Here is a 20,499-nt window from a genome sequence, read left to right on the forward strand (position 1 = left end):
TATAGGTGCCAAAATGACACCATAATCTACCATCGACGATCCTGTGGCACCTGAGTGAAGACTCAAACCAAAGCCGGAATAAGGATAAAAAAACAGGTTTAAGTTATTATTCCTGAGCTCATATCGATATATTACGTTTAACCTAAACCCATTGATGAGATTGGGAGAGAAGATAATGTCGAAGCGGACTATTTTGTTAACCGGTGCCAGTGGGCGTATCGGACGAACTTTTTTTCTGTCCATGCAGGAACGTTATATTTTTACCCTCGTAGACCAAAAACAACCTGATTATCCCATTCCAACTCCGCATCGTTTTATTCTCGCTGATTTATCCGATCCCTCTGTCGCCGAACCATTAATGATAGATATCGAGAATATTGTCCATCTTGCCGGAATTCCCCATGCTGAGGCTGAATTTGAACATTTATTACCAGCCAATATCTTAACCACGACTTACCTTCTTCAAGCCGCCGCTCAGTCTAAATGCCGTCGTTTTGTTTTTGCCAGCAGCGCACAAACGATTGAGGGATACCCCGTCGATAAACAAATATCTGATGGAATAGCCGTCTCCCCCGCTAATTTACACGGTGTGACAAAATGTTATGGCGAAGCGCTTTGCGCTTATTTCGCGACTCAGAAAGGCTTGTCTTCCGTCGCACTGCGAATCGGCGCTTTTGAATTTAGGGATAGTCACGCATTGAAGAATGCCCGTGATCTGAGTGCCTGGCTCAGTCCGGAGGATGCAGTTCAGTTGATCACTTGCGCCATTGAAGCTGAAAATATCACGTTCTTTATCGCCCACGGTATTTCCAATAATCGGTTTAAACGTCTCGATCTCACCCAAACCAGAAAAATGTTGGGATATTCTCCTCAAGATGATGCTTTTCAGGCATTTGATCTACGATTATTTCATCGTTGATACCCCGCCATGCCTTAAACTCCCCACCCCGTTTGGATGGGGAGCCGCATTTTCTGACGGATCCAATGATTACTGACCAAACATCTCTCGCAACCAGCCCGGGGCTTCTTCTTCGCCCTCCTCTATCGGCTGTGGCGGCGACTGCTGGCATAAACCCTCCGGATTATCAGTCCAGGTCGGTAACACCCTGACGCCGTTACCCGCACAGTTGAAGCTGCCATCTTCATTGACTGACATCTCCACAATGCCTTCCGGCTGACGGTTATTCAGCGCCAGTGGCGTTTCGTTTTCCAGATAACGGCGGTAAATCGTTAATGCTCCCGTCGCACCAGTTAAATTAGTGGGACCATTGTTATCACGCCCTGTCCAGACGATGGTGACTTCCTTGCCGTCAATCCCCGTAAACCAACTGTCACGCAGATCATTGGTGGTTCCGGTTTTCCCGGCCAAATTGTATTTGCCATATTTGCCAACCAATGAACGGCCTGTGCCTCGCGCGACGACCTGTTGCATACCATAGAGGGTCAGATAAGCGGCCTGTGGAGGCACGACGCGCTCTGCCTGCGGGTAGCTCTGGTAAACGACGGTTCCATCTTCGGCAATGATCGAACGTAATGCAGAAAGTTTTGCGCGATTACCGCCACTGGCAATAGTCTGGAATTCCTGCGCCATTTCCATTGGAGTCAGGTTAATCGCACCCAATAACATCGAAGGAACCTGTTGGATCTCTTTTGCCGGGATACCCAGTGAAATCAATGTATTGGTAATCCGATCCAACCCCACATCCAGCCCCAGATTGACGGTCGGAACGTTCATTGAACGCGCCAGCGCATCCACTAACATCACGCGCCCGCTAAAATTACGGCTAAAGTTCTTCGGCTCCCACGGTTTTCCGCCCGCCTGAGGAATGGAGATAGGCTCATCGGCCAACCAGGTATTCAGGCGATATTTATCCGGCTGGCTCAATGCCGTCAGATAAGTCGCGGGCTTGGCGAGGGAGCCGATCAAACGGCGGGCATTCAGTGCCCGGTTAAATCCGGCGTATTGTGGCTGGGAACCCCCAACCAACGCACGAACCTCACCACTGAAACGGTCAACCACCACCATTGCGCCTTCCAGATCAGTCACTTTACGGTCTTTCCGCAGGGCAGCCACGCCCTCTTCCACTGATTTTTCCGCCGCATCCTGTGAAACCGGATCTAAGGTGGTAAAGATTTTCACCCCCGATAGTTCATTGATTTTATCGCCCAGCTTTTCCTGCAATTCCTGACGCACCAACTGCATAAACGCGGGTTGAGGTGTAATTGACTCGCTTTTGGGTTTAACGCCAAGTGGACGGGCGCTCAACAAGTCATACAGTTCCTGATCGATAATATTTCGGTTCTGGAGAATTTTTAATACCACGTTGCGCCGTTCCAGCGCGACTTTCGGATTGCGCCAGGGATTATACAAGGATGCTCCCTTGACCATCCCCACCAGCAACGCCTGCTGATCCAAACTCAGTTCATCAATCGGACGCCCAAAATAATACAGGCTCGCCAGCGGGAAGCCACGGATTTGCTCATCACCACTTTGCCCCAAATAGACTTCGTTGAGGTACAGTTCAAGGATGCGATCCTTGCTGTAACGCGCATCCATCAACAGAGCCATGTAGGCTTCATTCGCTTTACGGCTCAAGGTCCGTTCATTGGAAAGGAACAGGTTTTTCACCAGTTGCTGCGTCAGGGTACTGCCCCCCTGAACCGCACGCCCCGCCGTCAGGTTAGCCAATACGGCACGGGCAATCGAAAGCGGCCTGACCCCGCCATGTTCATAGAAATAACGATCTTCCGTTTCCAGCAATGTCTGCACCAGTAAATCCGGAAAGCCCGAACGCGGAACAAACAGGCGCTGCTCACCATTCGGTGACTGCATCATTGTGATTAATTTCGGATCGAGGCGGAAGAAACCAAACTGACGTTGATTCTCCATGTTCTCAATGCTGGAAAGATGATTGCTATCAAAAGTCAAGCGCGCCTGAATTTGCCCTTCCTGACCATCAGGAAAATCAAACGGACGACGCAGCATTTCAATGCTGTTCCCCCTGACCACAAACTCACCGGCACGGGTAATTTTGGTCACTTTCCGATACTGCATTCCCTCCAGTAAACGGATCATTTCATCTTTGCTGTAATTCATGCCCGGTTCGAGGTTAACCATCCGGCCATACACGGCGGCGGGTAAATCCCAAACTTTACCGTCAATACGCTGGCGAATTTTGTTATCCAGATAGAAACCATAGATAACAAAGAGTACCGCCAACACAATTAAGATTTTTAACAGCAGCCACAAAAACCCGTTCCCTGTTTTCCCCGGTGGGCGGGCCTTGGATGGGCGGGAAGGCTTCCCTTTTTTAGTCATGACTTCATCCTCATCGTCGTCGTCAAAATCATTATCTTCATAATCATCATAGTCATCCCGCCGATTGCGTTTTTTTGATGTCCGCCCACGACGAAGTCCTGATTTTTTGCCCTTGCGTCCGATTGGCTGACGGTTATCATCAGACATACCGAATTCTCCAAATATTTGTTAAATGCCGCCATATGAATTAAAAGCAATTACATCTGTTTCTTCACGCGCCTAGTTGGTGCCGTATTAGCAGGATCATCGGGCCATAAGTGTTTGGGATAACGCCCTTTCATCTCTTTTTGTACTTCACGGTAAGCTCCCCGCCAAAATGCAGCGAGATCCTGTGTGATCTGCAATGGCCGATGGGCAGGAGACAACAGCTCAATGACAAGCGGAATTCTTCCTTTTGCCAAGACTGGGTTTTGCTGCTCCCCATACATTTCCTGCATTCTAACTGACAGCACAGGCGGCTTATCGTTGAAATACCGGACGGTGATCCGGCTGCCAGTCGGAACAGTGTAATTAGTAGGCAACTCATTATCCAGTATTTGCCGTTGCTGCCAGTTAAGTAAACCCAGCAGGCAAGATGAGAGTTCAATCTGGCGCAGCCCTTTCAAATCACCAATGCCTCCCAAAACAGGAAGCAGCCATTGCTCAAGGGAATCCAACAACGATTGATCGTCAACGGCCGGCCACGCCTCTTCCGGTAGCCATTCTGTTGCCCTTTGCAGACGAATGCGTAATTGCAGCGCGTCTTGTGACCAATTCAACGCGGACAAACCTTCCTGCCGAACCCAGTTCAGCAAGGCTTCCTGTAGCTCCGATTCCGAAGGCTTTGCCAAAGGCTGGGCTTTGACCACTAAGCGCCCACATTGCAAGCGCTTCCATGCCCGCAATGACCCTTTGTTATCATCCCATTCCACGGCTGTCTGTTCAGTAAACAGAAGCGGGGATTGTCGCAGGGTCTGTTCGATATCCAAAGGGCAGGCAAGCGAAACCCTGGCATCAGGAGTATTGAACTGCTGCAATGAAGGAATAACCAACCAGCTCTCTCCCGAAAGGGGTTCTTCACGCTCCAGTGCCACGCCCAAGCCATTGGCCAACTGAAAACGCCCAAGATTATCACGGTTCTTGGCAATCCGATCAGGGAATCCCTGCACCAATAATTCAGGTACAATATCAAGGTCAATGTGTTCAGCATTGTTCCCAATGACATTGTTTCCAACAACATTGTTTCCAACAACATTGTTCCCAACAACATTGTTCCCAAGATTTCTGACCAACTGATTGGCCCGTTGCTGCCAATGACGCGGGTTTAAACTCATCCAATGCATAATATCAGGCTGTCCACGGCGAGGTGGTTCTTCCAGAATAGCGACCAGTTTTGCTGCCGTTACCAATGCCGCACGTTCTTTACCTGCGCCGCGTTCTTTACCCGCACGTTCTTTACCTGCGCATAATATCGCCGCCAAACGCGGCTCACTCCCGGATTCTGCCATTTGCCAGCCACGAGCGGTCAGCCGCTGATGACTATCCAATGCCCCTAATCGCACTAACAGTGACTCCGCCACCGCCAATGCAGGCGGTGGCGGATTATCTAACCAATGGAGCCGGCTGCTGTCACGACATCCCCACTGCAATAGGGAGAGCAATAGACTGCTTAAATCTGCATGCAGAATTTCCGGCTCGCTGTGTTCAGCCGCTCTCTCTGCCTGCTCCTGACCAAACAGATGCCAACAGACGCCCGCCTCTAACCGTCCGGCACGCCCTGCCCGCTGCACCATGGATGCCTGACTGATGCGCTGGGTCATTAAACGGGTCAGCCCGCTCTTCGGTTCGAATCGGCTGGTGCGTTCAAGACCGCTGTCCACCACCAGCCGGATACCTTCAATGGTCAGACTGGTTTCGGCAATATTGGTCGCCAGCACGACCTTGCGCATCCCCGTGGGAGCGGGGGCGATCGCCTTGCGTTGATCTGAGAGTGACAAGGCTCCATACAGTGGGCACAATAACGTCTCGTCACTGACCTTACCTTCCAACTGAGAAAATACGCGCTGGATTTCACCGACCCCGGGCAGGAACAGCAATAGCGATCCCGCCTCCTGCTGCAATAAACGCAATACCGCCGAGGCGACGGCCTGTTCGAAAGGTTGATGAGAGGGCAAGGGCTGGTAAGATCTCACCACCGGATAACTACGCCCTTCTGACACAATCACGGGCGCATCCAGCAATAAAGCGGAAAGACGCTGATTATCCAGCGTTGCGGACATCACCAGAATCCGCAAATCGTCGCGCAATCCTTCCTGTACATCCAGCAACAGTGCCAACGCCAAATCAGCCTGTAAACTGCGTTCATGGAATTCATCAAGAATAACGAGAGAAACCTCACTCAGTTCCGGATCTTGCTGGAGCATGCGGGCCAGAACGCCTTCCGTCACCACTTCAAGGCGTGTCGAAGCACTGACTTTGGTTTCAGAACGCATCCGATAACCCACGGTTAGGCCAACGGCTTCACCCAATTGTTCAGCAAGGCGTTCTGCGACACTGCGCGCAGCAATGCGCCGGGGTTCCAGCATAATAATGCGACCCGCCAAGGGTGCCTGATGCAAAATCGCCAATGGCAACCCGGTCGATTTTCCGGCGCCAGTGGGCGCATGCAGCAACACCTGTTTCGATGTTTGCAACGCAGCGATCACGGGTTCTACAATGTCATAAATAGGTAATAACAAAGAATCACCATAGGAATTAACTTTCAACAGATGCCATTGTAGCATTGGCACCTTTGATTTCATTTCATCGAATCTCAAGTTATTGAGACTCTCGATCACGGGTCATGAAGGAATGTTTATGGAGTTTTCACCTACCCTAAAGCCTGCTACGTTAATCCGCCGTTATAAGCGCTTTCTTGCGGATGTTCTCACGCCAGAAGGCGAAACACTCACCCTGCACTGTGCCAATACGGGCGCCATGACAGGTTGTGCTACGCCGGGGGATACTGTCTGGTATTCCACATCCGACAACCCCAAACGCAAATACCCGAATAGTTGGGAACTGACGCAGACGCAAAACGGGCACTGGATATGTGTCAATACACTCAGGGCCAATGACTTGGTTTATGAGGCCATTGAAAAAAACGTCATTTCGGAATTATCTGATTATGACCAAATTCGCCGTGAGGTGGGCTATGGAAAAGAGAAAAGTCGAATAGATTTATTGTTACAGTCAAAACAAAAAGTTAATTGCTATATTGAAGTCAAGTCCGTGACATTGTTACAGGAAGATTGTGGCTATTTTCCTGATGCCGTGACAATTCGCGGGCAAAAACATTTACGTGAGCTATCATTGATAGCACAACAAGGCCAGCGTGCTGTCCTGTTATTTGCTGTTTTACATTCTGGGGTCAATCAGGTTGCGGCAGCAAAACATATTGACCCTGATTATGCTTCTCTTTTGGAACAAGCATATCATTCAGGGGTCGAAGTAATCTGTTACCAGGCCGATATGGCAGAAAACAGGATGGTGATAAGTAACAAATTACCTTTTTTATCAATGGGATAATTTGTAAACAGATCATGCTGACGAGGTCAGTTTTGCAATATATTTAAGCAGGAAACATGTTTGCCTTCACACCATTGCAAAACTAATGGCAGGAACAATTGCCAACCTCGCACTCATCTGCTATTTATAGCGGCCTATTTTTTTCCCCCTGCTGTTAGGGGGGTCGTTTGATAGTGCGTGTGTAAGGAGAAGCATTATGCAAGAAGGGCAAAAACGTAAAACCTCGTCCTTGAGCATTCTCGCCATCGCTGGGGTAGAACCTTACCAAGAAAAGCCAGGCGAAGAATACATGAACGATGCCCAGTTAGAGCATTTCAAGCTGATTCTGGAAGCATGGCGCAATCAACTCAGGGATGAAGTAGACCGTACTGTATCTCATATGCAAGATGAGGCAGCAAACTTCCCTGATCCAGTTGACCGTGCGGCGCAAGAAGAAGAGTTCAGTCTTGAATTACGCAATCGGGATCGTGAGCGTAAATTGATCAAAAAGATCGAGAAAACGCTGAAAAAAGTCGAAGAGGACGATTTCGGCTATTGTGAATCCTGTGGGGTTGAAATCGGCATTCGCCGTTTAGAAGCTCGCCCAACAGCCGATTTATGCATTGACTGTAAGACGTTAGCCGAAATTCGCGAAAAGCAAATGGCTGGCTAACCGATGGGGTTAAGTACGGCGCTGAATGGCGCCGTATGCCCCCTATATTATTGATTTATTAAATATTAACTTCTGAAATGATTGATCCTGACATGATTCAATCTGATCATTCCTCGTTATATATTGGGCGTTTCGCCCCGTCTCCTTCTGGCGATCTGCATTTCGGCTCCCTGGTGACTGCACTGGGCAGTTATCTGCAAGCGCGTGCCTGTCAGGGAAAATGGCTGATGCGCATTGATGACATCGATCCGCCACGGGAAGTCCCTGGCGCAGCCGACCGGATATTGAAAGCCCTTGAGCATTATGGCCTTTACTGGGATGACGACGTTCTCTATCAATCCCAACGCCATGAAGCCTATCGGGCCATCCTCGATCAGTTAAAACAGCAGGGGAAGAGCTATTGCTGTACCTGTACCCGCCAACGCATTCAACAACTGGACGGTTTTTATGATGATCACTGTCGTCATTTACACTTACCCAACCATAACGCGGCGATCCGTCTGAAACAGCATCATCCGGTTTATCGTTTTTGCGATAAACTGCAGGGACACATTACGGTGTCTACGGCAATGGCGGAAGAAGATTTCATTATTCATCGCAAAGACGGGTTATTCGCCTATAATCTTGTCGTTGTTATTGATGATAATTATCAGGGCGTCACTGAAATTGTCAGGGGAGCCGATTTAATTGAACCCACGGTTCGTCAGCTATCTCTGTATCAGCATTTGAATTTTACAACGCCAGATTATGTGCATTTACCTCTCGTGCTAAACGCGAAAGGAAATAAACTTTCTAAGCAAAATCACGCCCAACCGATCCCGTTGAGTGATCCCAGGCCATTGCTTATTGATGCATTATCATTTTTGAATCAACCGATTATCGCAGGCTGGCAGGATCTCACCACAGATATGCTGCTACAGCAGGCTATCAACGGTTGGAATATAAACGCGATTCCACCAAAAAACATCACCAATCGCCAATTTAAATAAAGTGTTTCGATTGGCACCATAAGCATTCTCAAAAAATGTCCAGTAAGTTATGATTGGCGGCTGTTTTTTGTTTTAATTGATTAGTCACTATCGAGGTGTACCATTTTTAACCGAGTAGCAACTTTCTGCCGTAATTTGCTGATCCGCGATAACAGGGTAAAACGCGACACACAGGCAGTCAGTGAAAGGCCAGTCACCGTATCTGACCATTCTGCTCAAACAGAGAGCAGTTCCCTGCGTAAACGTCGCAGAGGAAGTCATTCATCTTCATCACATGCCGACAACCATAAAATGAGGAAAAAATCCGCAAAGGCAAAGCCTTCGGACTCCCCGATCACCGTGATCCCACGGGAGCAGCATCCAATTTCACGCAAAGACATTAGTGATAATGCCCTGAAGGTTCTGTATCGCCTGAATAAATCAGGTTTTGAAGCCTATCTGGTCGGTGGTGGCGTTCGTGATCTCTTGCTGCACCAAAAGCCCAAAGATTTCGATATAGCAACCAATGCCACGCCAGAACAGGTGCGTAAATTGTTCCGCAATTGCCGTCTTGTGGGCCGTCGCTTTCGCCTTGCCCATATCATGTTTGGACCGGATGTCATTGAAGTCGCGACCTTCCGTGGGCCACATGAGCAAATTGAAAGCAATGATCAGAACCAGTCGCATAAAGCCCAGAGCGGCATGTTACTGCGTGATAATATCTTTGGTTCAGTTGAAGAAGACGCAGCCCGTCGCGATTTCACCATCAATAGCCTCTACTATGGCATTGACGATTTCGCACTGCGGGATTACGTTGGCGGCATGGCAGACCTTAATGCCGGTATCATCCGCCTGATTGGTGATCCAGAAGTCCGCTATCGGGAAGATCCCGTTCGTATGCTGCGTGCAGTTCGTTTCGCCAGTAAACTGGACATGACCATTGAACCCGCTACGGCCGAACCGATCCCACGCCTTGCGTTTCTATTGAAAGATATTCCATCAGCACGCCTGTTCGAAGAATCACTGAAACTGTTACAAGCAGGATTTGGTTATAACACTTATAAACTGCTGCGCGAATATCACCTGTTCCAGCCATTATTCCCAATGATCCAACGTAGTTTCACCCAAGATTCTGATTCTCCGATGGAAAAAATGCTGGCGCTGGTTCTGAAAAATACCGATGACCGCTTACAGAATGACATGCGAGTTAACCCCGCTTTCTTATTCGCTGCCATGCTTTGGTATCCACTGATTGAACATGCGGAAAAACTGTCACAGGAAGGCGGTTTACAGTACTACGACGCCTTTGCGCTGGCCATGAATGACATTCTTGATGAACAGTGCCGCTCCATTGCCATTCCGAAGCGCCATACCACAACCATGCGAGATATCTGGTTACTCCAGCTTCGTCTGCCGCGTCGTCAGGGAAAACGCGCGAATAAGCTGATGGAGCATCCGAAGTTCCGCGCTGCCTATGATTTATTGGAGTTACGAGCCAATATTGAACCACGCCATGAACTGAAAGAACTGGTACAGTGGTGGGCTGGATTCCAACAGTCAACGCCTTCGCAACAGCGCGGGATGATATCAGAACTGGGTAATGACCTCATTCGTCGTCGAACGCGCCCCCGTCGTGGCGGACACATTCGCCAGAACAGGAACAATGGCTAATATGACTCTGGTTTATATCGCTATTGGCAGTAATCTGGCTGATCCTTTGCAGCAAGTCGATAATGCACTTGCTGCCCTGAAAAATATCCCGGAGACCACATTTGTTGTTCGATCCTCTTTTTATCGAACCAAGCCGATGGGTCCGCAGGATCAGCCTGATTACCTCAATCTTGCCGTCGCGTTGGAAACTCAATTGTCAGCAGAGACATTGCTTGATCACACTCAGGCAATCGAACTGGCGCAAGGCCGTGTCCGTAAAGATGAGCGCTGGGGACCGAGAACACTCGATCTGGATATCATGCTGTTTGGTGATCACATGATTAATACTGAGCGCCTGACGGTTCCTCACTATGGTCTAAAACAGCGTGAATTTATGCTTTACCCACTTGCAGAAATTGCACCAAATCTGGTATTTCCCGATGGAGAAACACTGACAGAACGATTAAAAAAAGTTCCAGAAAATGGCCTGACGCTTTGGTTATAGCACTGACAGCCGGTTTGATCGTTATAACGCAGCCGTTTTATGAAGGAAAAGTAACTCAACATCTCATACAACCGTGGCCGATTTCTGGATAATCAGAGCCTATCCCATTGAGTCATGCAAAAATGCCCAACAGGATAGGCCCTATACCCAATAGAGTTCAAATGACAACCATCGCAACAGCAATTTGAAAGATGAAGGGTATAACTATTCAGGAGAATATAATGAAACCAACAACCCTGGCTGACCTGCGTCAGTTAAAAAAAGAAAAACGTAAGTTTGCAACCATCACCGCTTACGATGCCAGTTTCGCCCACCTTTTCGCCGAACAAGGCATCAATGTCATGCTCATTGGTGATTCACTGGGGATGACTGTACAGGGATTCGATTCTACCTTACCCGTAACCATTGAAGACATGTCGTACCACACCCGCAGCGTGCGCGCCGGTGCTCCGCATTCTTTTCTCATCGCAGATATGCCTTTCATGAGCTATGCCACCGCAGAACAAAGTTTTGACAATGCGGCAACACTGATGCGCTCCGGTGCCAATATGGTCAAAATTGAAGGCGGGGATTGGTTGTGCGACACCGTAACCCTGTTGGCTGAACGCGCGGTTCCAGTCTGCGGTCACTTGGGCCTGACACCACAATCCGTCAATTTACTCAGTGGCTATAAAGTTCAAGGGCGTGATGCACCCGGCGCCCAAAAATTACTCAATGATGCCATTGCCTTAGAAAAAGCGGGAATGCAGTTACTGGTGCTGGAATGCGTGCCAACCGAATTGGCACAACGTGTCACTGAAGCGCTGGAAATTCCGGTGATTGGCATTGGTGCCGGCAATATGACTGACGGACAAATTTTGGTTATGCACGATGCCTTGGGCATCACCGCAAGAGCGCCTAAATTTGCCAAAAACTTCCTCAAAGAAACAGGCAATATTCGGGATGCCATCCGCCTGTACATTGAGCAAGTAGAAAGTGGTGCCTATCCCGATCAAGCACACTCATTCAACTAATGATTCCCCCAGCATCACTGCTAATTAAAGGAGTACAGCAATGCTGATTATAGAAACGATCCCCATTTTACGCCGTGAGATCCGCCGCTGGCGCCAGGCTGGCAAACGTATTGCTTTTGTCCCGACGATGGGAAACCTGCATGATGGCCACATGGCATTAGTTGATACCGCCAAAGCGCAGGCTGATGTCGTGATTGTCAGTATTTTTGTCAATCCCATGCAATTTGACCGGGAAGATGATCTGGTCAACTACCCACGAACGTTGCAAGAAGATTGCGAGAAATTAAGCCGTCACAATGTTGAATTGGTTTTCGCCCCCAATGCCAACGAGATGTACCCAAATGGCTTAAACGGTAACCAGACTTTTGTCGAAGAACCTGAGCTTTCTCATAAACTTGAAGGAGCCAGTCGTCCGGGGCATTTCCGGGGCGTCACGACCGTTGTCAGCAAATTGTTTAATTTAATCCAACCAGATCTGGTTTATTTCGGCGAAAAAGATTTCCAGCAATTGCAGATCATCCGCAAAATGATTACAGATATGGCTTACGATATTACATTGGTGTCCGTGCCGATTGTTCGCGATAAAAATGGATTGGCGCTGAGTTCACGTAATAATCTTCTGTCCGTTGAACAGAAAAAAATGGCGCCTTTGCTGAATCAAGTAATGCAATGTATGGCAGAAAGGCTGAAAAATGGCGAACGGGATACCGAACAGCTCATTAAACTGTCCTCTGCACATTTGCGTGAAGAAGGTTTTATGCCGGAGGAGTTATTTATCCGTGATGCAGAAAATCTGACGCCCCTCACAGCACAAAGTAAAAAAGCCGTGATCCTCATGGCGGCGTGGCTGGGTAAAACGCGACTGATTGATAATCAGCAGGTTGATTTGGCTGGCTGATTTTAATTGTGGGATATCCTCCGCCATTGATAATGGCGGAGAATAATATTTTGATGGTTAAGTTCTTAATCCTCGGCCTGACTCAATTAAGTACCAAGCCAGAAAGTAGAATATAACAATAAAGATACTCAACATACCTAATGTCATCGCCAGAGAAACATCCGCAATGCCAAGAAAACCATAGCGGAAACCACTTACCATATAGACGATCGGGTTAAGTTTTGACACGATTTGCCAGAAAGTAGGCAACAGGGTAAGTGAATAGAAAACGCCCCCCAGATAAGTCAAAGGCGTCAAAACAAATGTCGGGATAATGCTAATGTCATCGAAAGTTTTCGCAAAAATGGCATTCAACAGCCCCGCCAGCGAAAATAAAATAGACGTTGCCAATAAAGTAATGACGACCATTCCCCATGAATGTATCTGTAACGGCACGAATAATAGGGAAACCAATGTCACCAAAATACCGACAAATACACCACGCGCGACTCCTCCGCCAATGAAACCGGCAATAATAATATGGGTTGGAACCGGAGCAACCAGTATTTCTTCGATACTACGCTGAAATTTAGCGCCAAAGAAAGATGAAGAGACATTCGAGTAGGAGTTGGTGATCACTGACATCATGATCAGCCCCGGCACAATAAATTGCATATACTCAACCCCACCCATTTCACCAATGCGGGAACCCACCAGATTACCGAATATCACAAAATAAAGGGACATGGTGATCACAGGCGGCAGCAACGTTTGTACCCAAATACGACCAAAACGGGTGATTTCTTTAATCCAAATGGTTTTCAGAGCCACCCAGTACAGTTGGATCATTATCTATCTCCTTGATTATTATTGGTCAACCCAACAAACAACTCTTCCAGGCGATTCGCTTTATTGCGCATACTGCTGATTTGGATACCCTGCGTACTTAGCTGGGAGAAAATATCATTCAACCCCTGCCCACGTTTTACCTCTATTTCCAACGTTGTTGCGTCAAGCAGACGATAATCGTAGCCTTTAACGCTAGGCACGGTTCCTTTGGGGGCTAAATCGAGCAAGAATGTTTCACTTTCAAGCTGGCTGAGTAGATCTTTCATACTGGTGTTTTCTACCAGTTCACCATGCTGGATAATACCAATATTGCGGCACAGCATTTCAGCCTCTTCCAGATAATGAGTCGTCAGGATGATGGTTGTTCCCTGCACATTCAATTCCCGCAAAAACTCCCACATCGATCGACGCAGTTCGATATCCACCCCCGCAGTCGGTTCATCAAGGATCAGTAAATTCGGCTGATGCATCAAAGCACGCGCAATCATCAAACGGCGCTTCATACCGCCAGACAAACGAATGGCGCGTTCGTTACGTTTTTCCCAGAGATCCAGTTGGGTAAGATAGATTTCAGCCCTGTCCTGTGCGACATTGCGCGGGACACCATAATATCCTGCCTGATTCAGTACGATCTGAATCACCGTTTCGAACGGATTGAAATTGAATTCCTGTGGAACAAGCCCAAGGTGCCGTTTGGCATTGACGAGAGCCGTATCAATATCGTAGCCAAAGACCTTAACCTTGCCGCCACTTTTATTAACCAACGAACTAATAATACCAATCGTAGTGGATTTTCCCGCACCATTTGGCCCCAAAAGCGCGTAGAAATCGCCAGCTTCTACACGCAAATCAATCCCCCGCAGCGCCTTCACTCCACTTTCATAAGTTTTCGTGAGCTGCATCAACTCTAATGCGTAAGCCATAAGTCAAAAATACCTTTAATTCTTTGCTATTTTTAAGTGCAAGATAGAAATTATGCCATTATTTTTCCTGCCTTTCTTAGCAATGACAGGGATCAAATAAAAAACATTCTTCAATTAAATATTAATTTCTCAATTGATGTTGTATATGATTCTATCTCAAAAACGTTGTCAGGCTATTAGTTATGATGAGAAAGATTGAAGAGCTGTTTGCCAGGAACAAACAGTGGTCAAATTCCGTGAATGAAGAAAACCCACTTTTTTTCAAAGAATTATCAAAAGCGCAAAAACCCCATTTCCTGTGGATAGGCTGTTCCGATAGCCGGGTACCTGCTGAAAAACTGATTGATGCTGCACCGGGCGATCTTTTTGTTCACCGAAACGTGGCTAACCTTGTTATCCACACCGATTTAAACTGTTTATCCGTTGTACAGTATGCGGTTGATGTCTTACAGGTAGAACACATCATTATCTGCGGTCACTACGGCTGTGGTGGTATTGAAGCGGCTGTGGACGGTACTGAATTGGGCTTGATCAATAACTGGCTGCTCCATATCCGTGATTTGTGGTACAAGCACAGCTCTATGCTGGGTGAATTGCCGCCTAACGATCGACTGAACCGCTTATGTGAATTAAATGTCATTGAACAGGTTTATAACCTCGGCCACTCTACCATTATGCAATCCGCATGGAAACGCGGCCAGAAGGTGATGATCCACGGTTGGGTATATGGTTTGAAAGATGGTGAATTACATGATCTCGATATTACGGCTGACAGCCGCGAAAAGCTGGAACTGAATTATCGACAGGCTATTTCCAAACTGTCTCAAATCAAATAACTGATTGATCTAAAAAAATGGCAGCCTTTCGCTGCCATTTTCCCACTACCCGACTGATAACTTAAAATGACCGCAGCAATCAATCTTCCAGCAAAGTGACATGCCCAATATAAGGCAGGTGGCGATAATGCTGCGCATAATCAATGCCATAACCAACGACAAACTTATCTTCAATCGAATAACCAATCCATTCAACCGGGACATCAACTTCACGGCGGGATGGTTTGTTCAGCAAAGTACAAATCGCCAGTGAATTCGGTTCACGCAGCCCCAGGATCTCACGGATTTTGTTCAGTGTATTGCCTGAATCGATAATATCTTCAACGATCAACACATCTTTGCCACGAATATCTTCATCCAAATCCTTGAGGATTTTCACATCGCGGGTAGAACTCATCTCATTGCCATAGCTGGATGCAGTCATAAAATCCACTTCGTGAGGAACCTGCACTTCACGACATAAATCTGCCATAAAGATAAACGACCCTCTCAACAGGCCAACCAGCACAAGTTCACAATCGCTATTACGATAATGCTCTGTAATTTGTTGCCCCAGCTCAGCAATACGCTGCTTAACCTCCTGTTCGGAGATCATCACTTCTACAATATGTTTCAATTTCCACATACCTATTTGTTTTAAAACAATAAACTCACATTTAATTATGTGATACATCATCAATATTGATACACCGGATGATATACCGTTAATCGCACAAAGACGGACACACAAGAAAACATGAGAACAAAATATTGGCAGAGTATATCAGAACCCATCATTTGCAGTAAAAGAAGAAGCCGGGCTTAGACTCATGTCTATCGACAAAGATCATCATTAGTGATTTGTGCTACAGCCGTAGCCCACACTGTGTCATGGACGGCGAGTCCCGTTGGAAATAGCCCTTTCTGCTGAAGCCAATCAAAATACAGAGCAAAGGCATCGACACTCATTCTGGTACTCACGAAAAAAGAGTATAAGATAGGAGTCAGCCACTCTAATCAGAGTGGCTGATAATTTACACTGTAATGACATAATCAAAACTAAATATTATTGAATCTATACCAGGCTTTTTTTGGATACACAACATTAAGATATCAGCCTCAGTTTCAACTGAAACATTATAGACCCGATTTATCGATCACATTATCTAGTTGTTTAGCTCCAGCATGGATAACTTTTTCAGCACCATTATAAACATCATCAGATATAATATGGGCATTATGAAGACCTGTGGCTACACTCTCAAGTATACTCTCAACACCACTAACAAGTCCCTTACATAAATCCCCCCAAAAACCAGCACCAGAGATTTGTTCTAACTCAACTTGATTTAACTCTTTCATATATGACCTCATTTATTTATCATTGACATAATGTTCCAGAATAGAGTAAAGAACCATAGTATTAATCAGATAATCCATTAAATTATGATTCCAGAAAAATTAAAACCTCCGATAATATTTTGTTAATAAATAGGTTTATATCTTTCTGCAACAATATCTTATTTATTTTTCATGCATCATCATAGTTTACTTAATATTAACATTAGGTAAACGGTGGTTATTTAATATCAAATCAAGCTAATTATTTGTTAATGTTAATATTATTTTATAATGTACTTTTTTGTACATAAATTTATCTCAAATTATCCGCTATTCCGCATCTCATTCATAATTTATTGTTTTATAAAGAATCAACATACATAAAAAACACAATCATTTAAAGATCAATTCATTACATATATAGATGTGAAATGTCGTATTATTCTTAATATTTATGATATTGCAATGACGCGTTTAGCCGATGCAATTGTTGATGGCCGATGAGCAATAATAATTCTGGTTATATTTAATGCTGCTATTGATTCATTGATATACTTTTCATTAGCTAAATCGAGATGACTGGTAGCCTCATCCATAAATAAAATGCTTGGTCGGCGATAAAGGGCTCTGGCTATCAATAGTCTTTGTATTTGCCCACCAGACATTCCGCTACCTAATTCACCAATGAGTGTTTCATACCCCATAGGCATCAATAAAATATCGTTATGAATATTACAACGTTTAGCACATTCTTGTATGTATTCAAGATCAGGAGAGAGAGCAAATCCAGATATATTTTCAGCGATAGAACCAGAAAGTAATTTATCATCTTGTAATACACAAGAAATATATCTACGGTAATTATTAAGACCAAGGACATTGATATCTAGTCCATTAATTAAAATAGTGCCCTTACTAGGCAACAACAGGCCACACATTAATTTAATTAATGTTGTTTTTCCTGCACCAGATGGGCCAACAATAGCTACACTTTCTCCCGCTTTGATACCAAGATTAAAATTAGAAATAACGGGTTTTGATAAATTATCGTATTGATAAGCCAAGTTGAAAATAGTGAGTTCTGCAGGTAACCCTGAAATGTCAAGATCCCGGTTTGGTGCTTCCCTTTCTGGTTCAGAAAGTACTATATCGGAGATTCGTTCATTATGTAAATTTAACATGCGCAATCTGAGTGCCATATCGATCAAATTACTTGCTCTATCAGCAAATTGCCCACGATAGGCGTTAAAAGCGATAAACATTCCCAGCGTCATTTGATTATCTATAACGAGTGATGAACCTAACCACAGAATAGTAACTTGTTCACAAGCAATAATTAAAGTATTAACGATATCAAAAATTGTACTTATTTTGACAAGTTTGGTATTTGAGTTAATAGTATCGATACTCAAATTTAACCAGGATTTTGCCCGACTTTCACATAACCCCAATGCTTTTAATGTATTAATGCTATATAAGGTTTCCATAAAATGGGAATTTGCTCTGGCATCCTTAACTATTTGCTCTTCGGAAAGTTGTCGATAATATTGATAAGTAAGCAACCTTAGGGTGACATAAGTAATAGTGAACCCTGATACCACCCAAACGAGCCAGTTACCGTAGAGTAACATCATAATGAAAACACTGATCAACATAATCGTGTCGATAATACTATTAACAATATTTTTGGTAAAAGTAGTACGTATGATATTTAATGAACCAAATCGTGACTGAATATCACCTAACTTACGTTTTTCAAAGTAAGCTAAAGGTAATTTCATTAGATGATCGAACACCCCTGATTTCCATTGAGCATCAACAAATATTTCCATCGTAATGGATGTCCAGCTACGCAAAGTAGAGACGCTCACTTTAAATAGAATGAAGACAAACAAACCAAAACAAATAATAGTTAATAAGTTATTATCCTTAGCAATAACGACGTGATCCATAATTAGCTGCGTTCCTACAGGGATCAGTATATTAATGGCTTCTACAACAAGGGATAAAAAGAAAATTTTCCCCAGTGTCGACTTAAGTCCCTGAATATTATTTAGCAGTGATATAATACGTAATCTGTTTTGTTTTTTGACAGGAACAAAATCATTACTTGGCCATAATTCTAATGCAATGCCAGTAAAATGTTTGGAAAACTCTTGTGTACTCAAGACCCGATGTCCGAATGCTGGATCATGAATGGTGATTTTATTTTTATTAACTCTAACTAAAACAACAAAATGATTCATATCCCAGTGCAGAATACAGGGTAATTTTAATGCATAAAGTTCATCAAGATCCAGTGAGACGGCTCTGGTTTTGAATTTAAGGGTGCCGGCAATACTAACCAATGTAGTTAGTGCAACTCCACGTGTAGAAATTCCAAACTGACTACGTAAACTGGATAAATCAATTTGTAACCCATGATAATGAAAAACCATTGCTAAACTTGCTAAACCACACTCTGTTGCCTCGGTTTGTAAAATTTGGGGGATTTTTCTTTTAAATCCAAGATTCAATTTACTGGTAATAGTTTCAAAATATTTTTTATCCATTTTGTGGCCCCACCAATGTTTTTTTCATGTCATAGAATGGTGAGAACATCCATTGATAGAGAGGACGTTTCTCAAGAAAAAAAGTAGATTGAGCTTTCATACCATTAGATAAATTTAATTTTCTTCCATTATAATTAAACTGATTTTTATCTAAGGTAACTAAAACCTTATAATAGGATTCATTTTTTTCCCCGGATTTGTTTATAGGAGAGCTTCTATAATAAGACATTTCCTGGGCAGAAGCAGGAATATATGAAATATTATTGATATATCCTGGGAACTGCCCAAATTTTTCAAATGGAAATGCATCATAGCGTATATTAATTGCATCTCCTTTCGAGATATACGGCAAACTGCTATTAGGAACCCATAGAATTAAATAGTAATTAGATTTTATATTACTCGGAATAACTTGAGCCAGAATATCGTTTAAGGTTATCGCCTGACCGACGGTAAAACCAAGTGATTCAATACGTCCATTAATCGGAGAAGTTATTAATAGAGATCCATTGGCAGCCATTTCAGTTAATTTTCGTTGTAAATCGTCACGTTGAATTTTATATTCAGATATTTGTTTATCAAAATCAGCCTGTTTAAGAATAATTTCACTATTCAGGTTAGTAATTTTCAATGCATCACTGATATACTGGCTGTATAGATTCTGATACATATTTTGTTGTTGATAATAGGAATAGCCATAACCATTAAATTGATCTTTTGTAATCAGCCCACGTTTCCGATAGAGATTGTAACTATCCATATTTTTCTTCGCAAATTCAACCCCTTGACGGGCATCATCAACAATAATTTTAGACTCTTTCAATGAAGTTTCATACTGCTCTTTTTGTTCTTTCAAACTTTCTAAGGTGATGTGCTCATTATTTTGTAATTTTTGAATAATATTATTAATCTGTACTAATTGGTTTTTTAATGAGTTTTTTGTATTAGTACTAATTTTTCCTGACTCTGTAATTTGACTGAATTCTACCTGATAAATTTTTTGCCCCTGTTTTACAAAATCTCCCACATTGACAAAGTCCTGAGAAATAAATCCCTGCTGAGAAGAAAAAATATTTATTGGATGAGGATTGGTTATCACTTCACCATAGGCGTTAATACGTCTTGTATAACTGCCAAAAGTAATAAATAGAAATAAAACAACCAAAAAAACCGATGAAAATATACAAATAACCCAACTTGGAATTCTTGCTATTAATAGTGCTTCTCCAGCCCATCTGGATTTTTTATTTTCTATAGCTTCTTTCCTAAACAAATTATTCATAATGGCCATGTGTAATTAATATTCCTGTTTTGTTTAGTCATTGCAATTTAAATTAAAAATTAAATTATTATTTATCAATAAATTGGAGATATTATCAATTTACTTTATCAGCTATAATTTAATATATTTAATATTAACATAGTGTAAACCATTAGTAAGATGCTGGATTAATACAAGTGCAATAGATTCATAATTGAAAAATAAGTC

The 20,499-nt window shown here is 44.1% G+C and carries 17 protein-coding genes; 9 read left to right on the plus strand and 8 right to left on the minus strand.

What is annotated here, in order from left to right:
- Positions 1-175: 175 nt before the first annotated feature.
- A complete protein-coding gene (locus Xbed_RS00855; protein WP_086111057.1) occupies positions 176-919 on the plus strand; it encodes an NAD-dependent epimerase/dehydratase family protein in 744 nt (247 codons plus the stop codon).
- Between the two features lie 69 nt (positions 920-988).
- Here the strand turns inward: Xbed_RS00855 and mrcB are convergent, their stop codons facing one another.
- Together mrcB and hrpB are read right to left on the minus strand one after the other, a co-directional pair.
- Positions 989-3,466 carry a bifunctional glycosyl transferase/transpeptidase gene (mrcB, locus tag Xbed_RS00860; RefSeq protein WP_086111058.1) on the minus strand — a complete coding sequence of 826 codons (2,478 nt, stop codon included), beginning with the start codon at positions 3,464-3,466 and terminating at the stop codon, positions 989-991.
- Between the two features lie 50 nt (positions 3,467-3,516).
- Positions 3,517-6,081 carry an ATP-dependent helicase HrpB gene (hrpB, locus tag Xbed_RS00865; RefSeq protein ID WP_086111123.1) on the minus strand — a complete coding sequence of 855 codons (2,565 nt, stop codon included), beginning with the start codon at positions 6,079-6,081 and terminating at the stop codon, positions 3,517-3,519.
- Between the two features lie 73 nt (positions 6,082-6,154).
- On the opposite strand from hrpB, the gene sfsA reads away from it, so the two are divergent.
- From sfsA to panC, 7 genes are all read left to right on the plus strand, one after another.
- A complete protein-coding gene (gene sfsA / locus Xbed_RS00870) occupies positions 6,155-6,865 on the plus strand; it encodes a DNA/RNA nuclease SfsA (RefSeq protein WP_086111059.1) in 711 nt (236 codons plus the stop codon).
- Between the two features lie 196 nt (positions 6,866-7,061).
- Complete coding sequence (gene dksA, locus Xbed_RS00875) at positions 7,062-7,517, plus strand: RNA polymerase-binding protein DksA (RefSeq protein WP_047963537.1); 456 nt, start codon at positions 7,062-7,064, stop codon at positions 7,515-7,517.
- A 92-nt stretch (positions 7,518-7,609) separates the two neighbouring features.
- Positions 7,610-8,506, plus strand: a complete 897-nt coding sequence (gluQRS, locus tag Xbed_RS00880; RefSeq protein WP_086111060.1) for a tRNA glutamyl-Q(34) synthetase GluQRS — start codon at positions 7,610-7,612, stop codon at positions 8,504-8,506.
- A 291-nt stretch (positions 8,507-8,797) separates the two neighbouring features.
- Positions 8,798-10,156, plus strand: a complete 1,359-nt coding sequence (pcnB, locus tag Xbed_RS00885; protein WP_244182382.1) for a polynucleotide adenylyltransferase PcnB — start codon at positions 8,798-8,800, stop codon at positions 10,154-10,156.
- A 1-nt stretch (position 10,157) separates the two neighbouring features.
- Positions 10,158-10,640, plus strand: coding sequence for a 2-amino-4-hydroxy-6-hydroxymethyldihydropteridine diphosphokinase (gene folK, locus Xbed_RS00890; RefSeq protein WP_086111062.1), 483 nt, complete (start codon positions 10,158-10,160; stop codon positions 10,638-10,640).
- 221 nt (positions 10,641-10,861) lie between these two features.
- A complete protein-coding gene (panB, locus tag Xbed_RS00895) occupies positions 10,862-11,653 on the plus strand; it encodes a 3-methyl-2-oxobutanoate hydroxymethyltransferase (RefSeq protein WP_167371845.1) in 792 nt (263 codons plus the stop codon).
- 40 nt (positions 11,654-11,693) lie between these two features.
- Positions 11,694-12,551: a pantoate--beta-alanine ligase gene (gene panC, locus Xbed_RS00900; protein ID WP_086111063.1), complete on the plus strand. Its 858-nt coding sequence runs from the start codon at positions 11,694-11,696 to the stop codon at positions 12,549-12,551.
- A gap of 57 nt (positions 12,552-12,608) precedes the next feature.
- Here the strand turns inward: panC and Xbed_RS00905 are convergent, their stop codons facing one another.
- Positions 12,609-13,379, minus strand: a complete 771-nt coding sequence (locus Xbed_RS00905; protein WP_086111064.1) for an ABC transporter permease — start codon at positions 13,377-13,379, stop codon at positions 12,609-12,611.
- Entirely contained in the window at positions 13,379-14,302 is a 924-nt protein-coding gene (locus tag Xbed_RS00910) for an ABC transporter ATP-binding protein (RefSeq protein ID WP_086111065.1), read from the minus strand. The genes Xbed_RS00905 and Xbed_RS00910 overlap by 1 nt, the downstream gene beginning before the upstream one ends.
- Positions 14,303-14,484: 182 nt before the next feature.
- Here Xbed_RS00910 and can point away from each other — a divergent pair, with 182 nt between their 5' ends.
- Positions 14,485-15,138: a carbonate dehydratase gene (gene can / locus Xbed_RS00915; protein ID WP_086111066.1), complete on the plus strand. Its 654-nt coding sequence runs from the start codon at positions 14,485-14,487 to the stop codon at positions 15,136-15,138.
- A gap of 79 nt (positions 15,139-15,217) precedes the next feature.
- Here can and hpt read toward each other — a convergent pair whose 3' ends face one another.
- The 4 genes from hpt to Xbed_RS00935 all read right to left on the minus strand — a co-directional run bounded on the left by hpt (position 15,218) and on the right by Xbed_RS00935 (position 20,301).
- On the minus strand, positions 15,218-15,754 hold the full coding sequence (gene hpt, locus Xbed_RS00920; protein WP_086111125.1) for a hypoxanthine phosphoribosyltransferase: 537 nt from the start codon (positions 15,752-15,754) through the stop codon (positions 15,218-15,220).
- Between the two features lie 500 nt (positions 15,755-16,254).
- Positions 16,255-16,479: a hypothetical protein gene (locus tag Xbed_RS00925; protein ID WP_086111067.1), complete on the minus strand. Its 225-nt coding sequence runs from the start codon at positions 16,477-16,479 to the stop codon at positions 16,255-16,257.
- Positions 16,480-16,910: 431 nt separating this feature from the next.
- The gene (locus Xbed_RS00930) at positions 16,911-19,010 is read right to left on the minus strand and encodes a peptidase domain-containing ABC transporter (protein WP_086111068.1); all 2,100 of its coding nucleotides are present in this window, start codon (positions 19,008-19,010) and stop codon (positions 16,911-16,913) included.
- Complete coding sequence (locus tag Xbed_RS00935; RefSeq protein WP_244182374.1) at positions 19,003-20,301, minus strand: HlyD family secretion protein; 1,299 nt, start codon at positions 20,299-20,301, stop codon at positions 19,003-19,005. Before Xbed_RS00935 ends, Xbed_RS00930 begins: the two co-directional genes overlap by 8 nt.
- Positions 20,302-20,499: the final 198 nt, after the last annotated feature.

Source organism: Xenorhabdus beddingii (assembly GCF_002127545.1).
GTDB classification, from domain to species: Bacteria; Pseudomonadota; Gammaproteobacteria; order Enterobacterales; family Enterobacteriaceae; genus Xenorhabdus; species Xenorhabdus beddingii.